This window comes from Nocardiopsis sp. TNDT3 (assembly GCF_003427465.1).
In the GTDB taxonomy this organism is placed as follows: Bacteria; Actinomycetota; Actinomycetes; order Streptosporangiales; family Streptosporangiaceae; genus Nocardiopsis; species Nocardiopsis dassonvillei.
In genome coordinates this window covers 1-4,238 of sequence record NZ_QPFC01000177.1, presented here as the reverse complement: position 1 = coordinate 4,238, position 4,238 = coordinate 1, and the positions used below count along the sequence as shown (strand labels likewise).

Sequence of the window (4,238 nt, the reverse complement as noted above, 5' to 3'; positions counted from 1 at the left end):
GGCCCGGGGAGGCCCAGGGGTGGTGGCAGCGGGCGTTGGCCGCGACGGGTCGGCGCCGCGGGCGCTGAACCCGCGGACGCCGAATCCGGGGGCCGCCCGGTGGCCTCGCCATGGGCCCGGGCCGGTCCCGCCCTCACGCCGGGCCGCGCTCCCTCCAGGCCCGGGCGAACATCTCGTGCGCGGGCGCCACCGGCCACACCCCGTTGAGGGGCCCCTCGATCTGCCTGTCGAACCTGGCCCGGACCAGGTGGGAGCCGAGCTTGGCCGTCTCCAGGGGCAGGTGCGGGGCCTTGAGCTCGGTCCAGTCGCCGGGGACGAAGAGCGTCCGCCCGGCCCGCGAGCGCCTGCCCTGCTCGACCGCGCCGGTCTCCAGGAGGCGGGCGGCGGTCCTCCTGTGGTGCGCGGGCGCCCAGCCGTTCCACCGGCGCACGTTGCGGTCGGTGGGCCGGGACAGGGTGAGCAGTTGCAGGTACAGCGCCGCCGCGTCGGCGTCAGCGTCCAGCCCGCCCGCGACCTCCTCCACCAGGTCGGGGGCGCTCAGACGCGGGTCGGCCTCGAAACCGCCCGCCGGAACCGGGGTGTCGGTCGCGCGCGCGGCCGTGCGGGCCAGCCCGCCGTACAGCGCCGCCGCCCTGCGGACCTCCCGGGCGGTGTCGTGCAGGTCCAGCCCGGTCAGCGCCTCCACCGTGCGCTCGACGGCGCCGGGGTCGAACAGTCCCGCGGTCAGCAGCACGGGCACGACCGGGCGGTCCATCCGGGGCTCGTGGAGGACGAGAACGCCGTCGCTGTGCATCGGCCACGCGGCGGAGCCGGGTTCGAGGGCGCGCTCCGGCCCGACCCGGACGGGGACGGCCCCGGCCCGCTCCGCCCACGCCCGGACCGCAGGGGCGGGCACGTCGCAGGACAGCGGAACGTACGAACCGGGGCGGCGCAGCCCCGCCGAGAGGCGCGCGTGCAGCTGGGCCGCTCCCGCGGCGGCGGGGTGGCCCACCGGCAGCTGGAGCGCGGCCCAGGAGAGCACGGTGGCCGGGTCGCGGAAGGGCAGGGCGAGGGCGCCGACGCCGTGGATCCTCTCCCTGGTGTCGTCGCGGCGGACCTCCAGGCTCCCCCAGGAGTTCTGGACCAGGTGGCGGGGCTGGTCGGCGGCGGCGTGGCCCTCCCCGGAGGGGTCGGCGAGCAGGCCGGTCCAGAAGGGGTCCATGGCCAGGTCCGCGGCGAACAGGTCCGGCACCTCGGACTCGGCCTTCGCGGCGGCCAGTTCGGCCCTGGTCGGCTGGGCCCCGAGGATCTCGACCCACACCCGGGCCATGCGCTCGGCCGCGGCGACGGTGCCGCCGGGCTCCCACAGGCCGGCCGGGTCGTCGGGCACGGCCGCCACGAGCATGCGGCGGCGCTGCTCGGTGCTCAGCCTCGCGCCCGTCCTCTGGTACTCCGCGCGGGCGGCGCCCTTCTCCGGCGCGGCCTTGGAACGGCCGAACTCCCCGGACAGGACGAACTCGGCGGTGGCCCTCGCGACCCGTGTGGTCGCGCGGAAGGCCGCGACCGCCTCGGGGCCGAACACCACGGGGCCCCGCTGGTCGAGGAGTTCCAGGAAGCGGTGCAGCCGGGCGGTCTCGTCGCGTTCGATCCGCACCGGGTCCTGCTCCTCGGCGCCCTCCGGCACGGGTGCCGACCCCGCGCGCACGTAGGCGTAGCACCGGTCCGCCAGGTAGCGCCCCGACCAGTGCCGCGCCTCCCTGCCGTACCCGCGCGGCAGGGGGGAGGGCGGTTCGACGATGACGGCCTGTCCGGCGGCCACCAGGGGCGCGAGCGAGGCGCCGGTGGCCAGGCCCCGCACCCACACGGTCCCCCGTTCGGCGAAGGGCTGCTCGGCCCACACGCGCAGCAGTGCCACCAGCGCCCCGCGCTCGCGGGGGCTCGCGCTGCCGGTGGCCAGACGCCACAGGACCGCGTCGGTGCGGCCGAGCAGGGGTTCCCAGCGCGCGGGTGCGCCGGGCGGGCTCAGCCTGCGGGTGTGCTCGTCGGTGCGGCCGCGCAGCCGCGCGCCGTCGGCGGTCAGGGCGGTGACCGTGGCCGCCAGGTCGCGGGAGGAGGAGTGGAACGCCGTCTCCGCGGAGTCGAACAGTCCCGCCAGCGCCCTCTCCAGGTCCGCGTCGGTGGCCTCGGCGACAGGACCCGGCAGCGCGCCGGCGCGCACGAGCGCGGTGCGCCGGGACGCCTCCTCGCGGCGCAGGCGCAGTTCGGCGGCCCACAGCACCGCCCACACCACACCGCCCGTGCCGTCGACCAGCGCCTCGTCGGTGACCTCGGGCAGCAGACGGGACAGCGCCTCGCGCACGGCGGCCGCGCGCGCGGGCGAGGTCCGGGCCGAGGAGGCGAGCGGCGACTCGGGGGACGAGGGGTCCTCGGCACCGGGCGCGTGCAGGGCCGCCTCGATGAGCCGGCGCGCGGTGGCCTCGTCCACCCCGCGCAGGGCACGGGAGGCGTCCGGGTCGCGCGGGGACAGGAAGTGCCAGAAGGCGGGCGGCGGCATCAGGGGGATCAGGCCGTTGCCCTCGTGGTTCCTCAGCCGGGCCTTGGGGTAGGCCCAGGTCTCCCAGATCAGGGAGTGGTCGTCGGCGTCCCGGCACTGGACCACCGTGTGGCCCGCCTTCCAGCGGTAGGCCAACAGCCCTCCGGCGGCGCCGCCGGGCATGCGCAGCACACCCCAGTACCTGAGGTCGAGGCGGTCGGGGAGCCGGGCGCGCCGTCCGTCGGTGCCCTCCAGCGCCCGCTGGGCCTTCCCGGCCCCCTCCCCGCCGGGGCCGGTCCAGACCACGCGGAAGCCCGCGAGCCCGTCCGCCGAACCCAGCGGGGAACCGTCCGCCCCCTCCGGCAGGCCGACCAGGTGCAGGCGCGTGTCCAGGTAGTCGGCGTAACCGAGCCGAGGGTCCGGGGTGAGGAAGTCGGGGCAGGTGAGGTCTCCGCTGACGCCGGTGGCCGCGTCCACCTCCGGAAAACCGCTGTCGCCCCCGCCGGTGTTCGACCAGACGCGCGTGCCGTCGCCCAGGTGGTCGCCGACTCGGACGACGCCCCTGCGGTCCCCGGGGCGCAGGACGCCGTCCTGGTCGTAGCGGCCCCCGTCCGGGGAGGCCAGGACGAGGCCGAGGTCGTGGCAGTGGGCGGTGCCGTGGTCGAAGAGGGCCGGGGAGGAGGCCGTGTCGAACACGTCCTCGGGCGCCGAGCACCACAGCGCCCGCTGCGACCGTCGGCCGTCGCTCCTCCCACTGGTGGTCCAGGCCACCTGGAAGTCCCCGCCCACGAAGTGCACGGTGTGCTCGTCGGCGTCCTCGGGCAGGGTGAAGGAACAGGACCCGCGCCTCTCCCGGTGGTCCACGGCCACCGCGGCGTCCCTGCCGTAGACGGTCAGCACCGGCCACGTGGAGGTCATGCCCCGGACGCCGCCGTCGCGGGCGCCGATCTCGGCCACGGCCTCCTCGAAGGCCCGCCACCCGTACTCGCCGGGCACCCCGAACCGGAGGGTTCGGGCGAGCGGCGCGGCCAGGTCGAGCCCGTCCAGGATCTCCTCGACCTCGTCCAGGTTCCGCATGACCTCGTGGGAGAGGCAGGCGTCGAGTTCGGCGAGCCCCCTGTCCGCCGACTCCAGCAGACCGCCCCGGACCCGTTCGACCTCGGCGTTCATCTGCTCCAGGAAACGCGGGTGCGGCCTCGTCCCGCCTCCGGTGTTCTGCGGACCGCGCAGGGGGCGCCCGACCCCCGCGGGCAGGTCCACCCCGATGCCGTGGGACTCGCAGGCCCGCACCAGTTCGCCGTCCACGCGGCCGTGCCGGTAACGGCCCTCGTAGAGGCGTACGGGGGCCTTCTCCTCGCGGATGCGCGGGGCGATGCGCTCCAGCAGCGCGTACAGCTCATCGGGCATCCGCTGCCTGGTCACGCCCTGGCCCACCCACCGGTAGCCGTACATGAAGAAGTAGCGCGACAGCCAGGCGCCGTAGCCGCCCTTCGGACGCAGACGCCCCTGAGCCATGTCCTCGGCGACGCCGGTGGTCTCCAGGAGGCGTAGCCACGGGGCGCCGTCGGTGACCGAGGCGGGGAAGAGGACGGCCAGGCCGGGCCGGTCCTCCTCGGACGGCGGTGCCTCGGCGAAGACCCGGTCCGCCGCCTCCAGCACGCTCACCGGGACCTCGCGCCCCCCGGAGGCCGCCAGCACCCGGCCCAGGGCACGCGCCTCCTCGGCC

At 76.9% G+C, this 4,238-nt stretch carries 1 protein-coding gene; it reads right to left on the bottom strand.

Features of this window, described 5'->3' with window-relative positions:
* Positions 1-133: 133 nt before the first annotated feature.
* Positions 134-4,238 (bottom strand): hypothetical protein (locus DQW06_RS04860; RefSeq protein ID WP_117198034.1); only part of this gene is annotated, 4,105 nt, incomplete at its 5' end.